This is a genomic window from Bradyrhizobium sp. Rc3b, assembly GCF_900114915.1.
GTDB lineage: Bacteria > Pseudomonadota > Alphaproteobacteria > Rhizobiales > Xanthobacteraceae > Bradyrhizobium.
In genome coordinates, this window is sequence record NZ_FOUS01000007.1 from 15,126 (window position 1) to 40,674 (window position 25,549).

Annotated in this window: 24 protein-coding genes; 3 read left to right on the forward strand and 21 right to left on the reverse strand. The window is 64.9% G+C overall.

The annotated features are described in order from the left end of the window. Positions 1 to 100: 100 nt before the first annotated feature. From BM190_RS17080 to eno, 15 genes are all read right to left on the reverse strand, one after another. Positions 101 to 1,342, reverse strand: a complete 1,242-nt coding sequence (locus BM190_RS17080) for a threonine synthase (RefSeq protein ID WP_092256948.1) — start codon at positions 1,340 to 1,342, stop codon at positions 101 to 103. A gap of 201 nt (positions 1,343 to 1,543) precedes the next feature. Continuing rightward, complete coding sequence (lpdA, locus tag BM190_RS17085; protein ID WP_092256951.1) at positions 1,544 to 2,965, reverse strand: dihydrolipoyl dehydrogenase; 1,422 nt, start codon at positions 2,963 to 2,965, stop codon at positions 1,544 to 1,546. 17 nt (positions 2,966 to 2,982) lie between these two features. Next, positions 2,983 to 3,216, reverse strand: a complete 234-nt coding sequence (locus BM190_RS17090) for a hypothetical protein (protein WP_018320294.1) — start codon at positions 3,214 to 3,216, stop codon at positions 2,983 to 2,985. A 22-nt stretch (positions 3,217 to 3,238) separates the two neighbouring features. Beyond that, the gene (locus BM190_RS17095) at positions 3,239 to 4,588 is read right to left on the reverse strand and encodes a pyruvate dehydrogenase complex dihydrolipoamide acetyltransferase (RefSeq protein ID WP_092256954.1); all 1,350 of its coding nucleotides are present in this window, start codon (positions 4,586 to 4,588) and stop codon (positions 3,239 to 3,241) included. Between the two features lie 62 nt (positions 4,589 to 4,650). Further along, positions 4,651 to 5,103, reverse strand: a complete 453-nt coding sequence (locus tag BM190_RS17100; protein WP_092256957.1) for a nucleoside deaminase — start codon at positions 5,101 to 5,103, stop codon at positions 4,651 to 4,653. 2 nt (positions 5,104 to 5,105) lie between these two features. Then, positions 5,106 to 5,408 (reverse strand): DUF5076 domain-containing protein, encoded by a 303-nt coding sequence (locus tag BM190_RS17105; RefSeq protein WP_018320291.1) that lies wholly within the window; start codon positions 5,406 to 5,408, stop codon positions 5,106 to 5,108. Between the two features lie 3 nt (positions 5,409 to 5,411). Further along, entirely contained in the window at positions 5,412 to 6,797 is a 1,386-nt protein-coding gene (locus BM190_RS17110) for a pyruvate dehydrogenase complex E1 component subunit beta (RefSeq protein WP_018320290.1), read from the reverse strand. A gap of 29 nt (positions 6,798 to 6,826) precedes the next feature. Next, positions 6,827 to 7,849 carry a pyruvate dehydrogenase (acetyl-transferring) E1 component subunit alpha gene (gene pdhA, locus BM190_RS17115; protein WP_092256959.1) on the reverse strand — a complete coding sequence of 341 codons (1,023 nt, stop codon included), beginning with the start codon at positions 7,847 to 7,849 and terminating at the stop codon, positions 6,827 to 6,829. Between the two features lie 268 nt (positions 7,850 to 8,117). Then, complete coding sequence (adh, locus tag BM190_RS17120; RefSeq protein ID WP_018320288.1) at positions 8,118 to 9,635, reverse strand: aldehyde dehydrogenase; 1,518 nt, start codon at positions 9,633 to 9,635, stop codon at positions 8,118 to 8,120. Between the two features lie 345 nt (positions 9,636 to 9,980). Further along, entirely contained in the window at positions 9,981 to 10,940 is a 960-nt protein-coding gene (locus tag BM190_RS17125; protein ID WP_177237122.1) for a helix-turn-helix domain-containing protein, read from the reverse strand. Between the two features lie 217 nt (positions 10,941 to 11,157). Then, on the reverse strand, positions 11,158 to 11,475 hold the full coding sequence (locus BM190_RS17130) for an FtsB family cell division protein (RefSeq protein ID WP_018320286.1): 318 nt from the start codon (positions 11,473 to 11,475) through the stop codon (positions 11,158 to 11,160). Between the two features lie 192 nt (positions 11,476 to 11,667). Then, the gene (locus BM190_RS17135) at positions 11,668 to 12,219 is read right to left on the reverse strand and encodes an NADPH-dependent FMN reductase (protein ID WP_018320285.1); all 552 of its coding nucleotides are present in this window, start codon (positions 12,217 to 12,219) and stop codon (positions 11,668 to 11,670) included. 291 nt (positions 12,220 to 12,510) lie between these two features. Further along, a complete protein-coding gene (locus BM190_RS17140; RefSeq protein ID WP_092256965.1) occupies positions 12,511 to 13,509 on the reverse strand; it encodes an MBL fold metallo-hydrolase in 999 nt (332 codons plus the stop codon). A gap of 120 nt (positions 13,510 to 13,629) precedes the next feature. Next, positions 13,630 to 14,763, reverse strand: a complete 1,134-nt coding sequence (locus BM190_RS17145) for a zinc-binding dehydrogenase (RefSeq protein ID WP_092256967.1) — start codon at positions 14,761 to 14,763, stop codon at positions 13,630 to 13,632. Positions 14,764 to 14,807: 44 nt separating this feature from the next. Then, positions 14,808 to 16,091, reverse strand: coding sequence for a phosphopyruvate hydratase (gene eno / locus BM190_RS17150; protein ID WP_092256969.1), 1,284 nt, complete (start codon positions 16,089 to 16,091; stop codon positions 14,808 to 14,810). Between the two features lie 175 nt (positions 16,092 to 16,266). On the opposite strand from eno, the gene BM190_RS17155 reads away from it, so the two are divergent. Continuing rightward, entirely contained in the window at positions 16,267 to 17,244 is a 978-nt protein-coding gene (locus BM190_RS17155) for a Vgb family protein (protein ID WP_092256971.1), read from the forward strand. A 51-nt stretch (positions 17,245 to 17,295) separates the two neighbouring features. Next, a complete protein-coding gene (gene queF / locus BM190_RS17160) occupies positions 17,296 to 17,748 on the forward strand; it encodes a preQ(1) synthase (RefSeq protein WP_177237123.1) in 453 nt (150 codons plus the stop codon). A gap of 2 nt (positions 17,749 to 17,750) precedes the next feature. On the opposite strand, the gene BM190_RS17165 is transcribed toward queF, so the two are convergent. The 6 genes from BM190_RS17165 to tpiA form a co-directional block, all read right to left on the reverse strand. Continuing rightward, complete coding sequence (locus BM190_RS17165; RefSeq protein WP_092256975.1) at positions 17,751 to 18,956, reverse strand: MFS transporter; 1,206 nt, start codon at positions 18,954 to 18,956, stop codon at positions 17,751 to 17,753. Beyond that, entirely contained in the window at positions 18,956 to 19,804 is an 849-nt protein-coding gene (gene kdsA, locus BM190_RS17170) for a 3-deoxy-8-phosphooctulonate synthase (protein ID WP_092256977.1), read from the reverse strand. The genes BM190_RS17165 and kdsA overlap by 1 nt, the downstream gene beginning before the upstream one ends. A gap of 123 nt (positions 19,805 to 19,927) precedes the next feature. Then, on the reverse strand, positions 19,928 to 20,254 hold the full coding sequence (locus tag BM190_RS17175) for an NIPSNAP family protein (protein ID WP_018320276.1): 327 nt from the start codon (positions 20,252 to 20,254) through the stop codon (positions 19,928 to 19,930). Between the two features lie 79 nt (positions 20,255 to 20,333). Further along, positions 20,334 to 21,965 carry a CTP synthase gene (gene pyrG / locus BM190_RS17180; protein ID WP_018320275.1) on the reverse strand — a complete coding sequence of 544 codons (1,632 nt, stop codon included), beginning with the start codon at positions 21,963 to 21,965 and terminating at the stop codon, positions 20,334 to 20,336. 166 nt (positions 21,966 to 22,131) lie between these two features. Further along, positions 22,132 to 22,518 carry a preprotein translocase subunit SecG gene (gene secG, locus BM190_RS17185; RefSeq protein ID WP_018320274.1) on the reverse strand — a complete coding sequence of 129 codons (387 nt, stop codon included), beginning with the start codon at positions 22,516 to 22,518 and terminating at the stop codon, positions 22,132 to 22,134. Positions 22,519 to 22,659: 141 nt separating this feature from the next. Then, a complete protein-coding gene (gene tpiA, locus BM190_RS17190; RefSeq protein WP_018320273.1) occupies positions 22,660 to 23,415 on the reverse strand; it encodes a triose-phosphate isomerase in 756 nt (251 codons plus the stop codon). Positions 23,416 to 23,638: 223 nt separating this feature from the next. Here tpiA and BM190_RS17200 point away from each other — a divergent pair, with 223 nt between their 5' ends. Beyond that, on the forward strand, positions 23,639 to 25,537 hold the full coding sequence (locus tag BM190_RS17200; protein ID WP_092256979.1) for a SurA N-terminal domain-containing protein: 1,899 nt from the start codon (positions 23,639 to 23,641) through the stop codon (positions 25,535 to 25,537). The last annotated feature ends 12 nt before the right edge of the window (positions 25,538 to 25,549 follow it).

Here is a 25,549-nt window from a genome sequence, read left to right on the forward strand (position 1 = left end):
GGGTGAGGGGGAGTCTCCGCAAATTCAGCTGTCACCGCCCCCGCGGAGACTCCCCCTCACCCCAACCCTCTCCCCGCAAGCGGGGCGAGGGAGAAGCAAGCTAGAACTGCGTGTAGTCGATCGGCTTGTGACGGTCGAGCGTGCGGGTGACGGGCGGCAGCGGGTATTTCAGGCCGGTCGCGCAATTGAACAGCATGACGCGGTCATCCTTCGAGACGCGGCCGTCGGCGAGGCTGTCCTTGTAGGCGGCGTAGGTGGCGGCGCCCTCGGGGCAGAGCAGCAGCCCCTCCTCGCGCGCGACCTCGTTCAGCGCCGACGAAATCTTGTCATCGTCGACCGCGATGGCAAAGCCCTTGCTCTCGCGCACCGCGCGCAGGATCAGGAAATCGCCGATCGCCTGCGGCACGCGGATGCCGGACGCGATGGTGTGAGCGTCCTCCCAGCGCGTCGCATGCTCGGTGCCGGCGTCATAGGCCCGCACCATCGGCGCGCAACCGGAGGCCTGCACCGCGACCATGCGCGGGCGTTTTGAGCCGATGAAGCCGATCTTCTCGAGCTCGTCGAACGCCTTCCACATGCCGATCAGGCCGGTGCCGCCGCCGGTCGGATAGAAGATCACGTCGGGCACGTCCCAACCGAGCTGCTCGGCGAGCTCGAGGCCCATCGTCTTCTTGCCCTCGATGCGGTACGGCTCCTTCAAGGTCGAGGTGTCGAACCAGCCGACTTTTGCCTTGCCCTCGCCGACGATCTTGCCGCAATCATCGATATAGCCGTTGACGCGGTAGACGGTCGCGCCCTGCAGCTCGATCTCGCTGACGTTCACCTCCGGCGTATCGGCCGGGCAGAAGATCGTGGTCTTGATGCCGCAGGACGTCGCATAGGCCGCGAGCGCCGCGCCGGCATTGCCGTTGGTCGGCATCGCCATGTGCTTGATGCCGAGCGCCTTGCCCATCGACACGGCCATCACGAGACCGCGCGCCTTGAACGAACCGGTCGGCAGCCGTCCCTCGTCCTTGACGATGATCTCGCCGCCGCCGAGCTTCTTGCCGAGCTTCGGCAGCCGGATCAGGGGCGTGGTGACTTCGCCGAGCGAGACGATGTCCTTGCATTTGCGCACCGGCAACAGCTCGCGGTAGCGCCACATGTCGCCGGGCCGCTGCGCCAGCGCGTCCTTGGTCAGCGCCTTCTTCACGCCCGCGAGGTCGTAGCGGACGAGCAGCGGCTTGCCCGCCTTGGAGAGGTTGTGGATCTGGTCGGCCGCGTAGTGATCGCCTTCCATCGCGCATTCGAGATGGGTGACGAAGGTCGGGCGTTCGATGGTGAGGTTGTCGTTGTCGTGCATGGGTTCATTCCCTCTTCTTGTTTTCGTATTTCTCTATCAAACCCGTCACCCTGAGGCGCCGGAACGAAGCGGAGGCCTCGAAGGGCGACGAGCCCGGCTGCTGCAGCTCGGCCCTTCATCCTTCGAGCTCGGCCAGCCGTGCTATGCACCGCTGGCCTCGCACCTCAGGATGACGGGTCCCACAGCCCGCTGGCTCATCCATCAGATATTCAACACCCGCCCATACGCATCCAGCACGGCTTCCTTCATCATCTCCGACAGGGTCGGATGCGGGAACACTGTGTGCATCAGCTCTTCTTCCGTGGTCTCCAGGTTCATGGCGACGACGTAGCCCTGGATCAGCTCGGTCACTTCAGCACCGACCATGTGGGCGCCGAGCAACTGGCCGGTCTTCTTGTCGAAGATGACCTTGACCAGGCCCTGGTCCTCGCCGAGCGCGATCGCCTTGCCGTTGCCGACGAAGGGGAAGCGGCCGACACGGATCTCGCGGCCGCTCTCTTTGGCCTTGGCTTCGGTCAGGCCGACGGAGGCGACCTGCGGCTGGCAATAGGTGCAGCCCGGGATCAGGTTCTTGTCCATGGGATGCGGATGCAGGCCCTTGATCGCCTCGACGCAGATCACGCCCTCATGCTCGGCCTTGTGGGCGAGCATCGGGGGCCCCGCGACGTCGCCGATCGCATAGATGCCGGGGACGTTGGTCTTGCCGTAGCCGTCGATCACGATGACGCCGCGGTCGGTCTTCACGCCGATTTTTTCCAGGCCGAGATTCTCGATATTGCCGACGACGCCGACCGCCGAGATCACGCGCTCGAACTCGGTCGTGACAGGCTTGCCCTTGCCATCGTCGATGGTGGCGACGACGCTGTCGGCCTTCTTCTCCAGCTTGGTCACCTTGGTCGAGGACATGATCTTGATGCCCTGCTTCTCCAGCCGCTTGCGCGCAAGGCCTGCGATCTCGGCGTCCTCGACGGGGAGGATCTGCGGCAGCACCTCGACCACCGTCACGTCCGAGCCCATGGTGTGGAAGAACGAGGCGAACTCGATGCCGATCGCGCCGGAGCCGACCACGAGCAGCGATTTCGGCATCTTCTCCGGCACCATGGCCTCGAAATAGGTCCAGATCAGCTTCTTGTCGGGCTCGAGCCCGGGCAGCACGCGCGGCCGCGCGCCGGTCGCGACGATGATGTGCTTGGCCTGATAGCTCCCCTCGCCCAGCGTGCCCTTCGGCGCCTCGACATCGGACTTCTTCACAGTGACCTTGCCGGGCGCGTCGATCGAAGCCGCGCCCCAGATCACGCTCACCTTGTTCTTCTTCATCAGGAAGCCGACGCCGTCGTTCAGCCGCTTGGAGACGCCGCGCGAGCGCTGCACGACGGCCTTCGGGTCGAACGAGACCTTCTCCGCCGAGAGGCCGTAGTCCTTGGCGTGCTGCATGTAGTGATAGATCTCGGCGGAGCGTAAGAGCGCCTTGGTCGGGATGCAGCCCCAGTTCAGGCAGATGCCGCCGAGATACGACTTCTCGACGATCGCGACCTTGAAACCGAGCTGAGCGGCGCGGATCGCGGTGACATAGCCGCCGGGACCGGAGCCGATGATGATGATGTCGAAGGATGTGTCGGCCATGGCGGCTCCCGTTCAACTCAAGAGGCGCCGCGGGCGCGGCGCTTGACCAGAAAAGACCTCACCAGCCATTCGAGCATCAGCGCCAGGACCATGACGGCCAGAGCAATGAGCACGATGGGCTGGGCGATGTTCCGTGCCAGCTGCTCGCCGGCAAAGAACGCAGAGTGCAGAAAATCGAGCCCGATCGGGTTGAGCGCGACGACGGCTCCGAGCAGCAGCGATATCCATGGCCAGCGGGTACGGACATGCAAAATTGCGCCCTCTGCCGCCGCGTCAGACCATCATCATGACGGGGTTTTCGATCAGCTGCTTGAACGCGCCGATCAGCTCGGCGCCGAGCGCGCCGTCGATGGCGCGGTGGTCGCAGGACAAGGTCACGCTCATCATGTGCGCGATCTCGATCTTGCCGCCGCGCACGACGGGCCGCTCCTCGCTGGTGCCGACCGCGAGGATGGTCGCATGCGGCGGGTTGATCACGGCGGTGAAGTGGCTGATGCCGTACATGCCGAGGTTGGAGACCGCCGTGGTGCCGCCCTGGTACTCCTCGGGCTTCAGCTTGCGCGAACGGGCGCGCGCGGCGAAATCCTTCATCTCGTTCGAGATGGTGGACAGCGTCTTGGTCTCGGCCTTGCGGATGATCGGCGTGATCAGGCCGCCCGGCATCGCCACAGCGACGCCGACGTCGGAATGGTGGTGCTTGACCATGCCGCTTTCGGTCCAGCTCACGTTGCAGTTCGGGATCTTCTGCAGCGCCACCGCCATCGCCTTGATGACGAAGTCGTTGACCGAGATCTTGTAGAGCGGCTTCTTCTCCTTGTCCTTCGGCGCGGCAGCGTTGATCTCCTCGCGCGCAGCGAGCAGCTTGCCGATGTCGCAGTCGATGGTCAGGTAGAAGTGCGGGACGTTCTGGATCGATGCGGTCAGGCGCTGGGCAATGGTGCGACGCATGCCGTCATGCGGGACGATGTCGTAGGAGCCGGGCTCGAACAGCGACAGGATCTGCTTGTCCGACATGGTGGGCGCGATCGAGGGCGCATCGGACGGTGCCGCGGCAGGCGCCTTGAGGCCCTTGCCCGACTTGGCCTGCTCGACGTCGCGCGCGACGACGCGGCCGTGCGGGCCGGTGCCTGATACCATCGCCACGTCGATGCCGGCGTCCTTGGCGAGACGCCGCGCCAGCGGCGAGGAGAACACGCGACCACCTTGGCCGTTGCTCTGCGCGGCCGGTGCGGCGGCCTGCGGCGCGGGAGCCGCTGCGGGCGGCGGTGCAGCCTTGGGCGCGGCGGGCGCAGGCGCCGGCGCCACAGCGGGAGCCTCCGCAGCTTTCGGAGGTGCGGCCGAAGCACTGGGCTTGGCGGCACCCGCAGCCTTCACGTCCTCACCTTCGCCGGCGAGCACCGCGATCACGTCGTTGACCGGGACGTCCTGCGTGCCCTCGGGCACCAGGATCTTGGCGATCGTGCCCTCGTCGATGGCCTCGACCTCCATGGTCGCCTTGTCGGTCTCGATCTCGGCGATGACATCGCCGGATTTGACCTTGTCGCCTTCCTTCTTCAGCCACTTGGCGAGGTTGCCCTTCTCCATCGTTGGCGAGAGAGCGGGCATCAGGATGTTGATGGGCATGCTGACCTCAAGAAGAACTTTGCAAAATGTCGCCTCCGACAGCGGAGACGAACAGACCAGGTTTAGTTGCCGATGTCGCCCTGCCACAGGCGTTCATTGGCAGGGATGGAACGCCAATTCTTCATCATGGTGATGGAGCGATCGTCGGCAAGGTCGATCCAGGGGACGCCGAACTTGTCGAGGATGTCCTTGGATCCCTCGAAGGTGACGGATTCCCCGATCACCACGAGCTTGACCTTGAACAGCCCCAGCGCGCCGGCGCACATCGAGCATGGCGACAGCGTGGTGTACATCACCGTGTCGTGGAACGAGATCGCGCCGGCTTCGCGCAGGCAGCTCATCTCGCCGTGCAGGATCGGATTGTTCTCCTGCACGCGGTTGTTGTGGCCGCGGGCGATGATCTTGTTGTCGCGCGTCAGCACCGCGCCGATCGGCAGGCCGCCCTGCGCGATCGAGGCCTCCGCCTCGCGGATCGCCTCCAGCATGAAATCGAAATGATGGGATTCGATCGCCACGGTCAGTGTCCCTTGCCGCGCGGCGTCGTGGTGCCGGTGTCGGTAGGACGCTCGATCTCGGCCTGGAACATCTCCAGGATCCGGTTCAGCGCGTCCTCTTCGGTATATTCGCTCTCGCGCGCATAGGCGCGCGCGGCGTGGCGGGCGAGATCGACGAGCAGCAAGCCCCACATGTCGGGCTCCTCAAAGGCGCGCTGGAACGCCATCGACAGCCCGCCGTCCAGCACGAACACGCGCAGGATCTCGACCGCGTCGTCGCGGGTCATGACGTCGGGCGGAAGTGGCTGCTCCTTCGGGCCCGCCATGGTCTACCTGTAGCAGACGGCTTTAGCGGCCTCGACGACTTCTGCCGCCGAAGGCAGCGCGAGCTTCTCCAGATTGGCGGCATAGGGCATCGGCACGTCCTTGCCGGAGACGCGCGCGACCGGCGCGTCCAGATAATCGAAGGCGTTCTCCATGATGCGCGCGGCAATCTCGGCGCCGACGCCACTCTGGGCCCAACCCTCTTCCACCGTGACGGCGCGCCCCGTTTTCTTCACCGAGTTGATGATGGTCTCGGTGTCCATTGGACGCAGCGTGCGCAGGTCGATCACCTCGGCCTCGATGCCCTCCTTGGCGAGCTCGTCGGCCGCCTTCAGCGCATAGGTCATGCCGTTCGACCAGGAGATGATCGAGACATGGCTGCCGGAACGCACGATGCGGGCCTTGCCAATCGGGATCACGAAATCGTCGAGCTTCGGCACCTCGCCGGTGTGGCCGTAGAGCACCTCGTTCTCGAGGAAGATCACCGGATTGGGATCGCGGATCGCGGCCTTGAGCAGGCCCTTGTAGTCGGCGGCCGAGAACGGTGCGACGACCTTGAGGCCCGGGACGTTCGAATACCAGGCCGAATAATCCTGGCTGTGCTGGGCGGCGACGCGCGCAGCCGCACCGTTCGGTCCGCGGAATACGATCGAGCAGCCCATCTGTCCGCCGGACATATAGAGCGTCTTGGCCGCGGAGTTGATGATCTGGTCGATCGCCTGCATGGCGAAGTTGAAGGTCATGAACTCGACGATCGGCTTAAGGCCCGTCATCGCGGCGCCGACGCCGACGCCGGCAAAGCCGTGCTCGGTGATCGGGGTGTCGATGACGCGCTTGGCGCCGAACTCCTGGAGCAGGCCCTGCGTGACCTTGTAGGCGCCCTGATATTCGGCGACCTCTTCGCCCATCACGAAGACGTCGGCGTCGCGGCGCATCTCTTCGGCCATGGCATCGCGCAAGGCTTCGCGGATGGTCTGTGTCACCATCTCGGTGCCCGCGGGCACTTCCGGATCCGGCTCGGCGACGGCCTGCGGCGCAGGAGCGGCCTTGGGTGCGGGAGCCTCGGCCTTCGCCGCGGCGGGCGGTGCGGACTCGGCAGCCTTCTGCGCGGCCGGTGCAGGCGCTTTGGCAAGATCGGCGGCGCTTTCGCCGTCGGCGAGAATGGTCGCGATCGGCGTATTCACCGCGACGTCGGCGGTGCCCTCGGGGATCAGGATCTTGCCAAGCGTCCCCTCGTCGGTCGCTTCGACCTCCATGGTCGCCTTATCGGTCTCGATCTCGGCGATGACATCGCCGGACTTGATCGTCTCGCCCTCTTTCTTCAGCCATTTGGCGAGGTTGCCCTTCTCCATCGTGGGCGACAACGCGGGCATCAGCACTTGAATTGGCATATCGACTCCAAAAGAAAGCTTGCGCGCGTTCAGCGGTAAACGTCGGTCCAGAGCTCGGCGGCATCCGGCTCGGGATCATGTTGGGCGAAATCGGCGGACGCGTTGACGATGTCGCGCACCTCGGCGTCGATCGCCTTGAGATCGGCCTCGCTGACCTTGGCGGCCAGGAGGCGGTTGCGCACCTGCTCGATCGGGTCCTGGTCGTGGCGGACCTTCTCGACCTCCTCGCGTGTGCGATATTTTGCAGGATCGGACATCGAGTGGCCGCGATAGCGATAGGTCTGCATCTCCAGGATGAAGGGACCCTTGCCGGCGCGGCACCAGGCGGCGGCTTCGTCGCCGGCGGCCTTGACGGCGCGGACGTCCATGCCGTCGACCTGCTTGCCGGGAATGTTGAAGGACGCGCCGCGCTTGGAGAAATCCTGCTGCGCCGAGGCGCGCGAGACCGAGGTGCCCATGGCGTAGCGGTTGTTCTCGATGACGAAGATCACCGGCAGCTTCCAGAGCTCCGCCATGTTGAAGCTCTCGTAGACCTGGCCCTGGTTGGCCGCGCCGTCGCCGAAATAGGTGACGCTGACATTGTCGTTGCCGCGATAGTGATTGGCGAAGGCGAGACCGGTGCCGAGCGAGACCTGGGCGCCGACGATGCCGTGGCCGCCGTAGAAGTGCTTCTCCTTGCTGAACATGTGCATGGAGCCGCCCTTGCCCTTGGAATAGCCGCCGCGGCGGCCGGTGAGCTCGGCCATGACGCCGTTGGCATCCATCCCGGTGGCAAGCATGTGGCCGTGGTCGCGATAGCCGGTAATGACCTGATCGCCCTGCTTCAGGGCCATCTGCATGCCGACCACCACGGCCTCCTGGCCGATATAGAGGTGGCAGAAGCCGCCGATCGCGCCCATGCCGTAGAGCTGGCCGGCCTTTTCTTCGAACCGCCGGATCAGGAGCATGTCGCGGAGCGCCTTGAGCTCCTGCTCCTTCGTGAATTCCGGGGGCGAACCGCCGTCGGTCTTGTCCTGTGGAGTGCTTGCGGCGGCTTTCTTGGGTGCGGCCATGGGAATTCCGGGTCAGAGAAAACTTTCGTCCTCTCTAACCCAACTCAAACGCCCTTGGAAAGCACCGCAGCGGCATGGCACGACTTTCATTATGCCGCAGTGCAACGTGGCCGAAATATTGGAAAATCTTTGGCGCTGATCGGGCAACAAATCTATGCGCGCCACGTGCGCGTGCAGATTCGTGGCCGGATCAAGAACTATGGACCATGCCGATCCGGGCCTTCGGAGCGGACGGCGCCAAGATGGCGCCGCCCTCTCCGCACCTCGATCAGAAGAAGCCGAGCTTCTTCGGGCTGTAGCTGACCAGGAGATTCTTGGTCTGCTGATAATGATCGAGCATCATCTTGTGGGTCTCGCGACCGACGCCCGACTGCTTGTAGCCGCCGAACGCCGCATGGGCGGGATAGGCGTGGTAGCAATTGGTCCAGACCCGGCCGGCCTGGATGGCCCGGCCGAAGCGGTAGCAGCGGTTGGCATCGCGGCTCCAGACGCCGGCCCCGAGGCCGTAGAGCGTGTCGTTGGCGATCTCGAGCGCCTCCTCGTCGTTCTTGAAGGTCGTGACCGAGACCACGGGGCCAAAGATCTCCTCCTGGAAGATTCGCATCTTGTTGTGGCCCTCGAACACGGTCGGCTTGACGTAGAAGCCGCCGGCGAGATCGCCACCGAGCTCGGCACGTCCGCCGCCGGCGAGCACCTTGGCGCCCTCCTGCTTGCCGATGTCGATGTAGGACAGGATTTTTGCGAGCTGCTCGCCGGATGCCTGCGCGCCGATCATGGTGGCGGCATCGCGCGGGTCGCCCTGCTTGATCGCGGCGACGCGCTTCAGCGCCCGCTCCATGAAGCGGTCATAGATGTCGGCGTGGACCAGCGCGCGGCTCGGACAGGTGCAGACCTCGCCCTGGTTCAGCGCGAACATGACGAAGCCCTCGATCGCCTTGTCGAAGTAATCGTCGTCCTCGGCGGTGACGTCGTTGAAGAAGATGTTCGGCGATTTGCCGCCGAGCTCCAGCGTGACCGGAATGAGGTTCTGGCTGGCATATTGCATGATCAGCCGGCCCGTCGTGGTCTCGCCGGTGAAGGCGATCTTGGCGATGCGCGGGCTCGATGCCAGCGGCTTGCCGGCTTCGAGGCCAAAGCCGTTGACGATGTTGAGGACGCCTGGCGGCAGGATGTCGGCGATGATCTCGGCCCAGACCATGATCGAGGCCGGGGTCTGCTCGGCGGGCTTGAGCACGACGCAATTGCCGGCGGCGAGCGCGGGGGCGAGCTTCCAGCAGGCCATCAGCAGCGGGAAGTTCCAGGGGATGATCTGGCCAACCACACCGAGCGGCTCGTGGAAATGATAGGCGATGGTGTCGTGGTCGATCTCGCCGATCGAGCCTTCCTGGGCGCGAACGACGCCGGCGAAGTAACGGAAGTGATCGATGGCGAGCGGGATGTCGGCGGCGCGGGTCTCGCGGATCGGCTTGCCGTTGTCCCAGGTCTCGGCGATGGCGAGACGCTCGAGATTTTCTTCCATGCGATCGGCGATCCGGTTCAGGACCGCGGCGCGCTCGGCGACGCTGGTACGGCCCCAGGCGCCCTTGGCGGCATGCGCCGCGTCGAGGGCCAGCTCGACGTCCTGCGCGTCCGAGCGCGCGATCTTGCAGACGACCTGGCCGTTCACCGGCGAGGCATTGTCGAAATATTTGCCGGAGATCGGCGCGACGAATTTGCCGCCGATGAAGTTGTCATAGCGTTCGGCAAAGGGAACTTTGGTGACGCTGAGGAATTCCACCTTGTTCATTGATCACTCCCGATGTTTGCTGTTTGCGCAATTCGTCGCGTGACTCGCGACTTGCGCGGACGATGTCGCGGGAGGTGTTTTCTGTCAGCCCCGATGGGAGCGATGGCGGAGCCGACCTGTCGCAGTTCTGCGACACACACTCGTGTCCCGGCGCATTCTCGTGTCCCGGACGCGCTGTAACGCTCTTCGCGTTGCTGCGCAGGGCCGGGATCCAGGCGACACGGGAGAATGCTGATACATGGGCCCCGGCTCTGCAGCGCACCACGTCGCAAGTGCGACGCGCTGCGCTGCGTCCGGGGCGAGACCGGAATTTCGAGCGCAGGGTTTCAGGGGAAATAGCTCGGCCTAATGGTTCAGTTCGAACCGCTTGAGCTTTCTGTGCAGCGTGGCACGGCTGACGCCGAGGGCCTTGGCGGCCGCCGAGACATTGCCGCCGGCGCGAAGCAGCGCCCGCTGCACCACCGCGCGCTGCCCGCCGGCGAGATGATCGCGCGCGGTATCGCCGCCGAGCAGATCGGCCGCGGGCACCGGCTGCAAGGCCCGGCCCGGCGCGATTCCGAGCGCCGCCCGGGCGGAGCGGGTTGCGCCGATCACGAGATCGTCCGCATCGACCGCAATGAGGCCACCGCATTGGCCGTCCGCAGCTTGCGTCAAGACGATGCGGGCATGGCTGAACGCACTGCGGAACAGATCGGCCTCGATACGCTTGGCCGCCTCGCCCGTCGCAAGCGCGATCAGACTGGAAAACGCGTCGGTGCGATCGGCGCGGCAGGAGGAGACGTCGAGCACGCCCGCAAGCGCCGCTTCATGGTCGTAGATCGGAACGGCGGTGCAGCTCAAAAGCGTGTTGCGGGTGAAGAAATGCTGGTCGCGGTCGATCGTCAGCGGACGCTGCTCGACGAGGCAGGTGCCGATGCCGTTGGTGCCTTCGTGCTCCTCGCTCCAGAGCGCACCGGTCCACAGCCCCCAGGATTGAAACGTGGCGTCATCCGCCGCCGTGCCGCGACGATCGACCGGCACGCCCTCGCCGTCGGCGAGCAGCACGCAGCAGCCGCTCGCGCCGACGGCCTGATAGAGCCGGTCCATCGCGCCTTGCGCCGCCGCCAGCAGCGGCGCGATGCGCTCGCGCGCCTGATGCAATTCGGCTTCGGTCAGCCGCATCGGCGAGGTGCGGCCGCCGGGATCGAGATGATGCAATCTGGACGAACGGCGCCAAGAGGCCACAAGCGCGGATCGTGCCGCCTGGCCTGACGCGATGGCGGCCTCGACACGGGCCGCGTGATGCCGGGGCATTGACCCATTCATCACTGTTTCCTCCGGATGACAGACTAGAACGTGCCGGCCCTGCCCGCTTGATCTGCGTCAACTTCGGAAGAGTGCCACCAGAAGCCATGGGCCCGCCGCGGCACTGCCGTCAAGGCGGCCGCCCGGTTCCGGACTTACGACCTTCGCAGGAGGAAAGGCACTGTGGTCGGATTTCGGCAGCGGCTTTCGTTGTCGGTTTCGAAAGCTGCGGAAAGCGCTAATGCGCCGGGATCATCCGGACGAGATCGCGCGGATTGACGTAGTCGAGCTGGAAGCGCGCCCGCTCGTCCAGCATGTCGGGGTCGATCCTCTCGGACCGCAGCAGCGACACCCGCTGCTCGCTCCTGGCGCGCTCACGCTTGAGCTGGGCCAGTTCGCTGGTCAGCGCGATGATCTCCTGGTCGAGCTCCTGGCGGGCGTTGAGGCCGTATTTGCCAGTATAGGCGTTGACGCCGAAATAGCCGACGATGGCGGCCGCCATCGCGTAGAGGGCAAGACCGGTCAGGATCGATTTCAGGCGCGCGCGGGAGACCATCTTGGGAAGATGGGACAGGTTGGTTAAGGCGGCATTAATTGCCCCTGCCGACGATCGTCATGCCAGGGCTTTGCCCCGCCTGCGCGGCCGAAGCCGCTTCGGCGCTGCGAACGCCCGAGCATCCACGTTCTTGGTGTCCGCAAAGACGTGGATGGCCGGGACGAGCCCGGCCATGACGGAGCGTGTTTCGCCTCAGCCGTGGTGCTTGGTCACATGCGCGGCGAAGGCGTCGATATAGGCCTGGAGCACGGGCTTCAGCGAGTCCTTGGTGAGGTTACCTCCGGCGTCGAAGGCATCGCCGACCGCGTTCAGATAGATCTCCGGCTGCTGCATGATCGGGCCCGCAATGCCCGGCAGGATGTTCTGTAGAGTCTTTGCGGCGCTGACGCCGCCGAGCGGGCCCGGCGAGTTCGAGACGATGCCGACCGGCTTGCCGTTGAACGAGCTCTTGCCATAGGGCCGCGAGGCAACGTCGATGGCATTCTTAAGCACGCCCGGGATGGCGCGATTGTATTCGGGGGTGACGAAGATGACGCCGTCCGACTTCTGGAGCTTGTCGCGGAAGGCCAGCCAGTCCGCGGGCGGCGCGCCCTCGAGGTCCTGGTTGAAGAACGAGATGCCGGCCGGCGTGACGACTTCGAGCTTGAGCGAGGCTGGCGCAAGCTTGGCCAGCGCATTGGCGATCTTCAGCGAGAAGCTGTCCTTGCGCAGGCTGCCGGCGATCGTGACGATGTTGTAGGCCATGGATTGTCCTTGAGGGCTTGAGCTGGAGTGCCGGGCGGCACTTAAGCGATCCGGATCATTTAATGCAAGTGCATGAACCGGCCCGATTTGGAAACGCTGTGTTTCGCGAAAGCAGATGTTTGGGACGTAGCCTGGATGGAGCGCAGCGCAATCCAGGGACCTGCCCCAAGCTACGCTGGTCCCGGATTACGCTGCGCTCCATCCGGGCTACGATTGATCCGCGACATTCGTTCCAAACAAATCAGGCCGCCAAGCGGCGGCCCGATCTTTCGCACGAACGGCTAACCCCGATCAGATCGTCGGATTCCACGCCGACGGGACCAGGCGGTATTTGGCGCCATCCTTCACGACATGACCGACCGCCGGGAACGTGAAGTGGAAGCCGACCACGGTCGCTTTCTCCGCCGCCGCCATGTCGTAGAACTTGTGGCGCGTCGCCTGCGCCATCGCTGCATCCATGTCGAAAATCACGTGCCAGTCGGGATTGCGCAGGAAGAATTCCGGGATGTTAGTGACGTCGGATTGGATCAGCACCTTGGCATCGCCCGATGCGACCGCGAACGAGGTGTGGCCCGGCGTGTGACCCGGAGTTGCGATCGAGGTGATGCCCGGCGCGACCTCCTTGCCCCACTCGTACTTCGTCACCTTGGACTCGAGGCCAGCGAAGATCTTCTTCACGTTGGCGAAATTGTTCTTCAGCGCCTGATTGGACTCGGCCTTGGCAGCGTTCTCCTCACTGGCCCAGAACTCCCACTCCTTGCCGGGCACCATGATCTCCGCATTCGGAAAGGCCAACGCGCCGTCGGCCAGGCGAATGCCGTTGATGTGGTCGCCATGCATATGCGACAGCAGCACAACGTCGACGTTCTTGGGGTCGACGCCAGCAGCCTGGAGGTTCTGCAATGTGCGGCCGACAGCGCCTTTGCTCGCCTCGAGATTGGCAATGCCGTTTCCCGTGTCGATCAGGACGAGCTTCGAGCCGGTATTGATGAGCTGCGGGTTGAACGGAATCGTGACCATGCCCTTCGGCATGTAAGCCGCCTCACCCGCCGCCAGCGCCTCGTCCTTCGGTATGTTGGCGACGAACTTATCCGGCATCGGGAAGGTGCGCGCACCGTCATTGATCGAGGTGCACTCGTAGCTGCCGACCTTGTAGCGATAGAAGCCTGGCGCTTGCGTGCCGGTCGGCGGCACTGAGGCATTGGCCGCGGTCGGTCCGAAGCCGGATACGGCAGCCGCACCGAGGGCAGCGGCGCCCGTGAGCAAATGACGGCGATTGAGATCAGTCATGGAGAGGTCCCCTTCTGAGCGCCCCGCGGTTTTTTCCGCGTTCAAATGGCGGCGGAATAATCTCCGGCTTCGCTCAGAAGGCAAGACCTTCCTTCGGTGACCTGCGGTCGCAGATCACGATTATTTATTTGGGTTGATGAGGAATTTTTCGCCGGTGGCGCGTTTGGCGTACACCGCGATATTGGCGGGATCGAGCACCTCGGTCAGCGACACCACCTTGGTGTAGTGACTGGCGAAGGTGGTCTTGAGCTCGGACGCGACGCGCTGGCGCAGGCGACCGATCTCGGCCGGACCGATGTTCTGGAGGAACGGCGTCAGCAGCCAGCCGCCGACGCCCCAGGTCAGTCCGAACGACCGGCTCAATTCGGTCGGACGGTTGTCGAGGCTGCCGTAAATGTAGATCTGCTTGTACACGTTGGAGCCGTAGCGGCTGTATTCCTTCGCCGTCTTGTTGGCGGCAACTTCCATGGCGGTCAGAATCTGGCTGGCCAGCTTGCCGCCGCCGATGGCATCGAAGGCGATCGTGGCGCCGGTCTCGACCAGCGCATTGGTGAGATCGTCAGTAAAGCTCGGTGCGCTGGAATCCACGACGTGCTTGGCGCCGATCTTGTACAGGATATCGGCCTGCTCCTTGCTCCGGACGATGTTGACGAGGCCGATGCCGTCCTTGATGCAGATCTTGTTGAGCATCTGGCCGAGATTGGAGGCGGCGGCGGTGTGCACGAGCGCCTTGTGGTTCTCCCGCCGCATCGTCTCGGTCATGCCGAGCGCGGTCAGCGGATTGACGAACCAGGACGCGCCGTCCGCGGCCGTGGTGCCCGCCGGCAGCTCCATGACGTCGCGGACCTTCAGCACGCGGTACTGCGTGTACATCGCGCCGCCGATCATCGATACGGTCTTGCCCATCAGCGCCTTCGCAGCATCCGACGATCCGGCCCCGATCACCGTGCCGGCGCCCTCGTTGCCGACCGGCAGCGACTGATCGAGCCGGGCTCCCATCATCCGCATCGCAGCCTCCGGCATCGTCGCGGTGATGACCGGCATCTCCTTCGTGCCGGAGGCCTTGGCGGCCGACATGTCGGCGGGCCCGATCAGGAGTCCAAGGTCCGACGGGTTGATCGGTGTCGCCTCGACGCGAACCACGACCTCATCGTCGGCCGGCTCCGGGGTCGGGACATTCACGAGGGACAATTCCAGCTCGCCGCTCTTCTTCAGCAGCGAACGCAGTTGCAGTCCGGTCTTGCCGTCGCTCATGTCGATCCTCCCCTGTCCGTCTTTTCTCGAGTCGAAGCGCTGGCTTATGCCAGCGCTTTCAGTGCGGCCTTGCCACCATACAGCGCCTGCTTGCCGAGCTGCTGCTCGATGCGCAGGAGCTGATTATATTTGGCGGTGCGGTCGGAACGAGCAAGGGAGCCGGTCTTGATCTGACCGCAATTGGTGGCGACCGCGAGGTCGGCGATGGTGGAATCCTCGGTCTCGCCGGAGCGGTGCGACATCACCGAGGTGTAGCCGGCCTTGTGCGCCATCTCGACGGCGGCGAGCGTCTCGGTCAGCGTGCCGATCTGGTTGACCTTGATCAGGATCGAGTTGGCGCGGCCGGTCTTGATGCCGTCGGCGAGGCGCTTGACGTTGGTGACGAAGAGGTCGTCGCCAACCAGCTGGCACTTCTTGCCGATGAGGTCGGTCAGCTCCTTCCAGCCGTCCATGTCGTCTTCCGACATGCCATCCTCGATCGTGACGATCGGATAGCGCGAGACGAGGTCGCCGAGGTACCTGGCCTGCTCGGAGATCGAGCGGGTCTTGCCCTCGCCTTCATAGACGTACTTGCCCCCCTTGAAAAACTCGGTCGAGGCGCAGTCGAGGCCGAGTACGATGTCGCTTCCCGCCTTGAATCCGGCCTTGCCGATTGCGTTCATGACGAATTCGAGCGCGGCATCGGCCGACGGCAGGTTCGGGGCAAAGCCGCCCTCGTCGCCGACATTGGTGTTGTGGCCGGCCTTCTTCAGCTCCGACTTCAGCGTGTGGAAGACCTCAGCGCCGTAGCGCAGGCCTTCGGCGAAGGACGAGGCGCCGACGGGCAGGATCATGAACTCCTGGAAGTCGATCGGGTTGTCGGCGTGCACGCCGCCATTGATGATGTTCATCATCGGCACCGGCAGAAGGCGTGCCGAGGTGCCGCCGACGTAACGGTAGAGCGGCATGTCGAGCGAATTCGCAGCCGCCTTGGCGCAGGCGAGCGAAACGCCGAGGATGGCGTTGGCGCCGAGCCGGCTCTTGTTCGCGGTGCCGTCGAGGTCGATCATGATCTGATCGATCTGGGCCTGCTGCTCGGCATCGAGACCGCTCAAGGCCTCGAAGATCTCGCCGTTGACGGCACCGACCGCCTTGCTGACACCCTTGCCGAGATAGCGCGCCTTGTCGCCGTCGCGCAGCTCCACCGCCTCATGGGCGCCGGTGGAGGCGCCGGACGGCACCGCGGCGCGGCCGAGCGCGCCATCCTCCAGCACGACATCGACCTCGACGGTGGGATTGCCCCGGCTATCGAGGATTTCGCGGCCGATGATGTCAATGATGGCGGTCATGATGTGCACTTCCGTTCGTTGGAGCTGATCGGTTCGCCGCGGGTCTTACACGGGCCGCAAGCAAATGTGAACGCTTGAGGGTGGCACTTCGACTGACGCGTGAAGGCGCCAGGATTAAGGTCGAGGGCATCGGTCTGTGCGTGCATCCTCAATCCCAAGCAGTCGGGGTAACGCCATGAATCGCCGCCAGTTTCTTGCTTCCAGCACCGCCCTGTTCGTGGCTCGCCCAAGTTTTGCCCAGGAGGGCCCGTTCCGGACAAAATACTTCCCGATCAGCGCCGGTATCGGCCTGCACGATCTGACGCCTGCCCCTGACGGTTCGGTCTGGTTCACGGCGCAGGGCAAGGGCTTGCTCGGCAGGCTCGATCCCCGGGATGGCAGTTTCAAGACGGTCGGCCTCGGTCAGGGCGCCGCGCCGCATGGCGTGACCGTCGGCCCCGATGGCGCGCCCTGGATCACCGAGGGCGGCCAGAACGCGATCGCACGGGTCGATCCTGGCGATCTCAAGGTCACGCTGTTCCGCCTGCCGGAAAAGTTCGCCTCGGCCAATCTCAACACCGGCGTGTTCGACAAGGAAGGCACCTACTGGTTCACCGGCCAGTCCGGCTATTACGGCCGCCTCGCGCCGAAGTCTGGCGAAATGAATGTGTTCAAGGCGCCCAAGGGCGTCGGCCCCTATGGCATCACGGTGACGCCCAAGGGCGAGGTCTGGTACGCCTCGCTTGCCGGCAGCTATATCGCGAAGATCGACCCGGCAAGCGGCAATGCCGCTGTGGTCGCGCCACCGACGCCGAACCAGGGATCGCGGCGCGTCTGGTCGGATTCGAAGAGCCGGATCTGGGTCAGCGAATGGAACAGCGGCCATGTCTCGGTGCACGATCCCGCCGACGGATCCTGGAAGAGCTGGAAGCTGCCGGGCGAGCGTCCCCGCGCCTACGCTGTCTTCGTCGACCACAAGGACAAGGTCTGGCTGACCGATTTCTCTGCCAACGCCATCGTGCGTTTCGATCCCGCCACTGAGACGTTCAACGTCTTCGCCAGCGACAGGGCCAACGCCAATGTGCGCCAGCTCGACGGCCGACCGGGCGAGCTCTGGGGCTGCGAATCCGGCAACGATCGCATCGTCATGATCCAGACGATCGCGGCCGGTTGACGGCAGCTGCATTTGCGTCCATCCCGGCATCCGAAACAGGATGTGACGACGATGGCGAAGAAATCCCTCCAGCTCGGCCGCGCGGTCGAATGGCCGCACACACCGGAAGACGCCCAGCTCGACCGCGTGCCCAATCCGCAAAAGGGCACCGACTATCTGGTGCGCTTCACCGTGCCGGAATTCACCTCGCTCTGCCCGGTCACGGGCCAGCCGGATTTCGCGCATCTGATGATCGATTACGCGCCCGACGCGTGGCTGCTGGAATCGAAATCGCTCAAACTCTACATCGCAAGCTTCCGCAATCACGGCGCCTTCCACGAGGACTGCACCGTGATGATCGGCAAGCGCATCGCCGGCGAGATCAAGCCGAAATGGCTGCGCATCGGCGGCTACTGGTATCCGCGCGGCGGCATCCCGATCGACGTGTTCTGGCAGACCGGCCGCGTACCCAAGGGCCTGTGGGTGCCCGAGCAAGGCGTCGCGCCCTATCGCGGGCGGGGCTAGCCTCAGCGCGCGTCGGACGGTGCCCGCGCCTTGAGCAATTGAGCGCAGACGAAGCCAAGCACGACCATGATCGCGGCGCTCGCGAACAGGGTCGGCATCTTGCCGGCATGCTGGAGCCCAAAGCCATAGGCGAGCGGTCCCACCGTCTGCCCCATGAAGAAAAAGAACGAATGCAGCGACAGCGCGGTGGCGCGCGCCTCGACCGAGAGCTCGCTGGCGAAGACCTGAAGACAGCCATGGGCGATGTAGAAGCCCCATCCCATCACGATGAGATTCAGCGCCTGCACTTCCCAGCGCGGACCGAACGCGACGGCGACGAGTTGCGAGGCGACCAGCGTCATGCCTGCGATCATCATGCCCTTGACGCCGAGCCACGGCAGCAGACGCGACACCGTCAGCGTGTAGAACAGGCCGCCGACCGCAAAGCCGGCGATGACCATGCCGGCGATCGACAGCGAGGTCTGCCCCAGCTCGAACAGGAACGAGGCGATGTAGGGAAACAGGCCGAGCACGCAGCAGCCTTCGATGAACACCGCCGAATAGCAGACATAGGCATTCGGATTGGTGAAGATGGTGCGATAGCCGGCCTTCAGCGCCGACAGGCTCGTCTTCGGCGGGTGCTTGACCTTGGCGCCGCGAAAGCCGGCGGCAACCGCGATCGACGCCACGATCACGAGCGCGCCGAGCACCGCGAGCACGCCGCGCCAGCCGAGGAAATCGCCGATTAGGCCGGAGGCCGAGGCACCGAGCAGGTTGCCGGTCATGGCGCCGGCAAGCGTGCGGCTGATCGCGACCTGACGTTTCTCGGGCCCGACGAGATCGCTGGTCAGGCTCAGCGCCACCGGAAACACGCCGCCGGAGCCGATGCCGGCGAGGATCCGGGTCGCAAACAGAACCGAGAACGAGGACGAGAGCGCGCCCAAGATGTTGGCAAGACCGAGCAGCGCGAGGCAGCCGATCATCAGCCGCGTCTTGCCGAACAGATCGGCGGCGGCGCCGACAATGGGCTGGATGATCGAGAAGGTGAAGGCGAACACCGCGGCAAAGCCCGCGGCGGTGGCAATGCTGACGCCGAAATCCTCGGCGACGTGTGGCAGCACCGGATCGAGTGCGCGCGCCGAAAGCGCCGCGGCGAAGCTCGCTCCTGATATGACGTAGAGCGCCGTGGGCAGGCCGTGATCGTGCGGCCGCGCCTCGCCTTGCTGCATCAGCGCGGGTTCTTTGCCAGCGCGTCGAACGCCATCAGCCTGGCGATCAGCGCCTCGAACTCGCGCAGCGGCACCATGTTGGGGCCGTCGGAGGGCGCACGATCAGGATCCGGGTGGGTCTCGATGAAGACGCCGGCGACGCCGACCGCCACGGCCGCGCGCGCCAGCACCGGCACGAATTCGCGCTCGCCGCCCGACGAGGTCCCCTTCCCGCCCGGCTGCTGCACCGAATGGGTGGCGTCGAAGATGACGGGCGCGCCGGTGGTGCGCGCCAGGATCGGCAGCGCGCGCATGTCGGAGACCAGCGTGTTGTAGCCGAAGGAAGCGCCGCGCTCGGTGACGAGCACGTTGGGATTATCCGCGCTGGTGATCTTCGTGACGACATTCGCCATGTCCCACGGCGCGAGGAATTGCCCCTTCTTGACGTTGACGACCTTGCCGGTCGCGGCGGCAGCCAGCAACAGATCGGTCTGCCGGCAGAGGAAAGCGGGAATCTGGAGGATGTCCACGGCCTGCGCCACCTCGGCGCATTGCGTGGCCTCGTGCACGTCGGTCAGGACAGGCAGGCCGAGCGAGGAGCGGATTTCGGCGAAGATCGGCAGCGACTGCGCCAGCCCAAGGCCGCGCGCCGCCGACGCGCTGGTGCGGTTGGCCTTGTCGAACGAGGTCTTGTAGACGAGCCCGATGCTCAGCCGCGCAGCGATCTCCTTCAGCGCGGAGGCGACCTCCAGCGCATGCTGGCGGCTTTCGAGCTGACAGGGTCCTGCAATGATCGAGATCGGCAGATCATTGCCGAACTCGACCGTGCCGATTGCGACGACCGGCGCCGCTGAATTCGAAGAGCTCAAGGCCAATCCCTCGTTTCGGCGCGACCATAGCCGCGATGAGGGTCGGATCAACCCTATTCGGGCCGGGCTGCTTGAATAACAGGGTTGCGCCGGGGCTCCCCGGCGCCTCCCTTGCAGGAGCTGCTACTTGACCGAGGAGAAGGCGGTCGGCGCCAGAATCTGGCTGTCGATGTTGGCGACGATCTGGCCGTCGGCTTCGCTCTCGGTGCGCGCTTTCATCCAGTCCGGATCGGCGATGAACTTGCCCCACTTCGTCTCGCGCTCGGCAAGCGACTCCCAGGCGAGGAAATAGGTTAGATCCTGGTTGGATTCACCGATCACGGTCGTAAAGAACCCGGCCTGCTTGATGCCGTGCTTCTCCCAGATCTTCAGCGTTGCGGTCTCGAACCGCTTCAACAGCGCGGGCAGCCGGCCGGGGACACAGCGATAGACGCGCATTTCGTAGATCATTGGAGTTCACTCCTGCATTGTTGTTCTTGCAGGGAGCTTGTCGCAACAAAACGCGCAATCGTCAAAGGGAGAGCGTGCGCTACACCAGCCGGCTCTGCACCATCGCCGCCCGAATGAACGACGCGAACAGCGGATGCGGCTCGAACGGCCGCGACTTCAGCTCGGGATGGAACTGGACGCCGATGAACCAGGGGTGATCCTCGTACTCGACGATTTCAGGCAGCACGCCGTCCGGAGACAAGCCTGAGAATTTCAGCCCGTGCTGCTCGAGGCGATCCTTGTAGGCGGTGTTGACCTCGTAGCGATGGCGGTGGCGCTCGGAAATCTCGGTCGCGCCGCCATAGACCTGCGAGACGCGGCTGCCGCGGTTGAGCGCGGCGGGATAGGCGCCAAGCCGCATCGTGCCGCCGAGATCGCCGGCCTGCGAGCGCTTCTCGAGCTCGTTGCCGCGCAGCCACTCCGTCATCAGGCCGACCAGCGGCTCCTTGGTCGGGCCGAACTCGGTGGAGTTGGCGTCCTCGATGCCGACGAGATTTCGCGCGGCCTCGATCACCGCCATCTGCATGCCGAAGCAGATGCCGAAATACGGCACGTCGCGTTCGCGCGCGAACTGCGCCGCGCGGATCTTGCCTTCCGCACCGCGCTGACCGAATCCGCCGGGCACCAGGATGCCGTTGACGTGCTCGAGGAACGGCGCGGGATCTTCCTTCTCGAAGATCTCGCTTTCGATCCAGTCGAGGTTGACCTTGACCTTGTTGGCGATGCCGCCATGCGAGAGCGCCTCGATCAGCGACTTATACGCATCCTTCATGCCGGTATATTTGCCGACGATGGCGATGGTGACGTCGCCCTCGGGATTGCGGATTCGTTCGTTGATCTGGTGCCAGCTCTTGAGCACCGGCGGGATGCGCGATTCGATGCCGAAGGCGGCAAGCACTTCGTCGTCGAGGCCCGCCGCGTGATAGGCTTCGGGCACGGCGTAGATGCTGTCGGCGTCGCGCGCCTCGATCACGGCGCTTTCACGCACGTTGCAGAACAGCCCCAGCTTGCGCCGCTCTTCCTTCGGAATCTCGCGGTCGGTGCGGCAGAGCAGGATGTCCGGCTGGATGCCGATCGAGCGCAGCTCCTTCACCGAGTGCTGCGTCGGCTTGGTCTTCAACTCACCGGCGCTCGGAATGTACGGCAGCAGCGTGAGGTGGATGTAGATGGCGTGATCGCGCGGCAGCTCGTTCTTGAGCTGGCGGATCGCCTCGAAGAACGGCAGGCCCTCGATGTCGCCGACGGTGCCGCCGATCTCGACCAGCACGAAGTCGTAATCGTCATTGCCGGAGAGGACGAATTCCTTGATCGCGTTGGTGACGTGCGGAACGACCTGGATGGTCGCGCCGAGATAATCGCCGCGGCGCTCCTTGGAGATGATGTCCTGATAGATGCGCCCCGTGGTGATGTTGTCCTGCTTGGTCGCAGGACGGCCGGTGAAGCGCTCGTAGTGACCGAGATCGAGATCGGTCTCCGCGCCGTCATCGGTCACGAACACTTCGCCGTGCTGATACGGCGACATCGTTCCGGGATCGAGGTTGAGATAGGGGTCGAGCTTGCGGAGGCGGACCTTGTAGCCCCGGGCTTGCAACAGCGCACCGAGTGCCGCTGAAGCCAGACCCTTGCCGAGCGAAGAAACCACGCCGCCGGTGATGAATATGTACCGCGCCATGGGACTTAACCTCTAATCCCTCGAATTCGATTCGCCAAAGCGATTCGTATTCCGCCCCAAAGATTTTGCGGGCCTGTGGGTGAGCCAAAATTAAGAGTAGTGACAGTGCCTTGATGGGGATTGTTGATGCAGGACGGTAGCCACCGCCCTGCATGGCCCCCCTGCTTTATTGCGAACGAGGCACCTGCGGGCCGCTCGGAGCCGGCGCCTGCTGCTGCTCGTCGGCCTTCTTCAGCGAATCCAGGATGCCGCCCGACGTCGGCGGCGCGATCGGCGATCCGCCGGCCGGCTGGCCCTGCGAGGCCGGGGTGCCGATGATCGACGACGGCGCGCGGCTGTAGCCCGCATGCCAGGACAGGAACATGCTGGTGAGGAAGAAGCCGGCGGCGAGGATCGCGGTGGTCCGCGTCAAGAGGTTCGCGGTGCCGCGGCTCGACATGAAGCCTGCGCCGCCGCCCATGCCGAGGCCGCCGCCTTCCGACTTCTGGAGCAGGACGGCGCCGATCATGACGGCGACGATCATGAGGTGGATGACGATGACAACGGTCTGCATAGTATCCTTCCGTCACAAGCGGGCGGCGCCTGACGGCGGCCGATCGCGCTTCGCGGGTTTTCCTGAAGTTGCGCGGTGTTACACGATCAGAGGGGGCATTGCCACCCCCGATCGGGTCCGGATCAGCCGCATTGAGGTTAGCTAGGGGCAGCCCTTGGCGATCGCAAGGAAATCGGCCGCCTTCAGGCTGGCGCCGCCGACCAGGGCGCCGTTGACGTTCTTGACCGCCATCAGCTCGGCCGCATTCGAGGGCTTGACCGAGCCGCCGTAGAGGATGCGCATCTTCCCCCCGTCGGTCTTGAACCTGGAGGTCAGGACCTCCCGGATAAACCCATGAATCTGCTCGACATCCTTGGCCGTGGGGGTGAGCCCGGTGCCGATCGCCCAGACCGGCTCATAGGCCACGATGAGATTCGCGGCCGTCGAGCCATCAGGCAGGGAGCCGGCGAGCTGCCCGCGCAGGATGTCCAGCGTCTGGCCGGCGTCGCGCTGGCCTTGCGTCTCGCCGATGCAGACGATCGCCGTCGCACCGGCGCGCCAGACGGCCTCGGCCTTCTGCCGGATCAGGGCATCGCCCTCGCCGTGGTCGGCGCGGCGCTCGGAATGGCCGACGATGACGGCGGTCGCCCCGGCATCAGCCAGCATTTCGGCGGCGATATCGCCGGTATGGGCACCGGAGGCCTTGGGGTGGCAATCCTGGGCGCCTACCGCGACTTTCTTGCCGCGCGCCTTGTCGGCGAAGGCCGCAATCAGGGTCGCAGGCGGGCAGACCAGCAGATCGGCCTTGCCGGTCACCTCGGCCGCACCATTGAGCATGGCGTCGAACTCGGCAGCCTGGGCCTTCAGGCCGTTCATTTTCCAATTTCCGGCGATCAGGGGGCGGATGGCGTCGGTCATGTCAATTTCCAGCAAAATGAGGTTTGTGCATGCGCTAGCAGAGGACCTGCTGCAGTTCCAGAGACCAGAGGCTTTTAACCGCAGCCGCAAACGGTCGCCGGACCCGAGGTTGCGGGGGGAAAGCCACCACTTTATGATGATTGATCAATTTGGTGACGCGCTTTTGCTGAATCTGCATTAAGACGCGCTCCCGTTCCCCTCCTGCTCAAACAAGTTGGACCAAATGCTTCGAGGAATGCGCAAGGCCTCATCAAACTGGCTCGGCAAGACGATTATGGCCGTGGTGATGGGCGTGTTGATCGTCAGTTTCGGCATTTGGGGAATCGCCGACATCTTCAAGGGCTTCGGGCAGTCCACGGTGGCCAAGGTTGGCAGCACCGAGATTTCGCTGAACGAGTTCCGCCAGATCTACACGGACCGCCTGCAACAGATCAGCCGCCAGTTCGGCCGTCCGCTGACGCCCGACCAGGCGCGTGCCTTCGGCCTCGACCGCCAGGTGCTGCAGCAGACGATCGCGGAAGCCGCCCTCGACGAAGAGGCGCGCCGGCTCGGGCTCGGCCAGTCCGACGACCAGATCCGCCAGCTCATCATGAACGACCCCAACTTCAAGGGCGTCGGCGGCAGTTTCGATGCGAACCGGTTCCAGGCCGTGATCCGTAATTTCGGCTATACCGAGCAGCGCTACGTCGCCGAGCAGCGCAAGGTGTCGCTGCGCCGGCAGATCACCGGCACGATCGGCGCCGGCCTCGAGCCGCCGAAAGCCATGATCGACGTGCTGACGCGCTTCCAGAACGAGCAGCGCGCCATCGAGTTCGTCAGGCTCGACGCCGCCCAGGCCGGCCAGATCGACGCGCCCTCGCCCGAGGCGCTCGCCGCCTATTTCGAGGATCACAAGGTTCAGTTCCGCGCGCCCGAATACCGCAAGATCTCCTTCGTCGTGGTCTCGCCGGAAGAAATCGGCAAGTGGAGCGAGGTCTCCGACGAGGACGCCAAGAAGATGTTCGAGCAGCGCAAGGACCGGCTCGGCACGCCGGAGAAGCGCCAGATCCAGCAGATCGTGTTTCCCAACGTGACCGACGCGCAGGCCGCACGCGAGCGCCTCGTCGGCGGAATGTCGTTCGAGGATCTCGGCAAGGAGCGCGGGCTGAGCGCCTCCGATGTCGACCTCGGCCTCGTGACCAAGTCTTCGCTCGCTGCCGCCGTCGGCGATGCCGCCTTCGCGCTTCCCGTCGGCGAGATCAGCCAGCCGATCCAGGGTGGGCTCGGCGTCGCGATCGTCAGGGTCGACAAGATCGAGCCGGGCAAGGAGGCGGACTACGCCAGCCTTGCCGGCGACATCAAGCGCGAGATCGCCACCGAGCGCGCGCGCGTCAAGGTCGCCGATCTCCGCGACAAGATGGAAGACGAGCGCGGCGGCGGCGCCAGCGTGATCGACGCTGCGCAGAAGCTCGGCCTCACCGCCGTGACCATCGACGCGGTCGATCGCTCCGGCCGCGCCCCGAACGGCCAGCCGGTCGCCAACATTCCGCAGGGCCTCGACGTGGTGTCGCAGGCCTTCAACACCGATGTCGGCGTCGACAACGACTCGATCTCGTTCAAGGGCGGCTATGTCTGGTACGACGTGCTCGCCATCACGCCTTCGCGCGACCGCAATCTCGACGAGGTCCGCGATCAGGTCGAGGCGCGCTGGCGCCAGGACCAGATCGCCACCAAGCTCAAGGCCAAGGCGACCGAGATGGTGCAGAAGCTCGAAGCAGGCGGCAAGCTCGCCGATGAAGCCGCAGCGATCGGCGCCAAGGTCGAGACAGCAACCGGCTTCAAGCGCGACGATACGCCCGCCGGCGTGCCCGCGGCCGTCGTATCGGCCGCCTTCCGCACCGCCAAGGACGGCGTCGGACAGACGCCGGTGACGGGGGGGACCGAGGTGATCGTCTTCCGCGTCACCGACATCGTCGAACCCGCGGTCGACGCCGCCTCCGACGCGATCAAGAAGCTGAAGGAAACCCTCGACCGTGCCCAGACCGAGGAGCAGGTCGCCTCTTACGTCAACAAGCTTGAAACCGACATCGGGACCACCATTAATCAGGCCGCCTTCGCGCAGGTGACCGGCGCGAACCAGTGAGTTGAAAGCACG

Coding starts and splice junctions, on each gene's coding strand:
- BM190_RS17080 (WP_092256948.1), bottom strand. CDS start 1,342: ATGCACGACAACGACAACCTCACCATCGAACGCCCGACCTTCGTCACC.
- lpdA (WP_092256951.1), bottom strand. CDS start 2,965: ATGGCCGACACATCCTTCGACATCATCATCATCGGCTCCGGTCCCGGC.
- BM190_RS17095 (WP_092256954.1), bottom strand. CDS start 4,588: ATGCCCATCAACATCCTGATGCCCGCTCTCTCGCCAACGATGGAGAAG.
- BM190_RS17105 (WP_018320291.1), bottom strand. CDS start 5,408: ATGGCGGGCCCGAAGGAGCAGCCACTTCCGCCCGACGTCATGACCCGC.
- BM190_RS17110 (WP_018320290.1), bottom strand. CDS start 6,797: ATGCCAATTCAAGTGCTGATGCCCGCGTTGTCGCCCACGATGGAGAAG.
- pdhA (WP_092256959.1), bottom strand. CDS start 7,849: ATGGCCGCACCCAAGAAAGCCGCCGCAAGCACTCCACAGGACAAGACC.
- adh (WP_018320288.1), bottom strand. CDS start 9,635: ATGAACAAGGTGGAATTCCTCAGCGTCACCAAAGTTCCCTTTGCCGAA.
- BM190_RS17125 (WP_177237122.1), bottom strand. CDS start 10,940: ATGAATGGGTCAATGCCCCGGCATCACGCGGCCCGTGTCGAGGCCGCC.
- BM190_RS17130 (WP_018320286.1), bottom strand. CDS start 11,475: ATGGTCTCCCGCGCGCGCCTGAAATCGATCCTGACCGGTCTTGCCCTC.
- BM190_RS17135 (WP_018320285.1), bottom strand. CDS start 12,219: ATGGCCTACAACATCGTCACGATCGCCGGCAGCCTGCGCAAGGACAGC.
- BM190_RS17140 (WP_092256965.1), bottom strand. CDS start 13,509: ATGACTGATCTCAATCGCCGTCATTTGCTCACGGGCGCCGCTGCCCTC.
- BM190_RS17145 (WP_092256967.1), bottom strand. CDS start 14,763: ATGAGCGACGGCAAGACCGGACTGCAACTGCGTTCGCTGCTGAAGAAG.
- eno (WP_092256969.1), bottom strand. CDS start 16,091: ATGACCGCCATCATTGACATCATCGGCCGCGAAATCCTCGATAGCCGG.
- BM190_RS17155 (WP_092256971.1), top strand. CDS start 16,267: ATGAATCGCCGCCAGTTTCTTGCTTCCAGCACCGCCCTGTTCGTGGCT.
- queF (WP_177237123.1), top strand. CDS start 17,296: ATGGCGAAGAAATCCCTCCAGCTCGGCCGCGCGGTCGAATGGCCGCAC.
- BM190_RS17165 (WP_092256975.1), bottom strand. CDS start 18,956: ATGCAGCAAGGCGAGGCGCGGCCGCACGATCACGGCCTGCCCACGGCG.
- BM190_RS17175 (WP_018320276.1), bottom strand. CDS start 20,254: ATGATCTACGAAATGCGCGTCTATCGCTGTGTCCCCGGCCGGCTGCCC.
- pyrG (WP_018320275.1), bottom strand. CDS start 21,965: ATGGCGCGGTACATATTCATCACCGGCGGCGTGGTTTCTTCGCTCGGC.
- secG (WP_018320274.1), bottom strand. CDS start 22,518: ATGCAGACCGTTGTCATCGTCATCCACCTCATGATCGTCGCCGTCATG.
- tpiA (WP_018320273.1), bottom strand. CDS start 23,415: ATGACCGACGCCATCCGCCCCCTGATCGCCGGAAATTGGAAAATGAAC.
- BM190_RS17200 (WP_092256979.1), top strand. CDS start 23,639: ATGCTTCGAGGAATGCGCAAGGCCTCATCAAACTGGCTCGGCAAGACG.